This is a genomic window from Methylobacterium nigriterrae (assembly GCF_037106235.1).
GTDB classification, from domain to species: domain Bacteria; phylum Pseudomonadota; class Alphaproteobacteria; order Rhizobiales; family Beijerinckiaceae; genus Methylobacterium; species Methylobacterium nigriterrae.
Genome location: NZ_JBAWTG010001109.1, coordinates 1 through 227, shown reverse-complemented (window position 1 = coordinate 227; position 227 = coordinate 1). Strand labels below are relative to the sequence as shown.

Annotated in this window: 1 pseudogene; it reads right to left on the bottom strand. The window is 69.2% G+C overall.

Annotated elements, in window-relative coordinates:
* A pseudogene (locus WDW90_RS40440) lies at positions 1-227 on the bottom strand (hypothetical protein); the annotation flags it as partial.

Below are 227 nucleotides of genomic sequence, written 5' to 3'. Positions count from 1 at the left end.
AGGCTCGGAGAGCGGCAGTTCGGCAAGTGCGGTCAGGAGGCACGGCAGACCAGCGGACTGGATACCGAGCGCGCGGAATTCGAAGCTGCGAGCAGCCCAGACGTGGCGCACGACCCCGGCACTGGTTTGCGGGAAGGGGTTCGGACCGCGCTCCGTCGCCTCATCCAGCACGAAGGCGGCAAGCGACTCGCCCTCCGCGATGTGCGCCGCACTGCGGATCGAGGCAG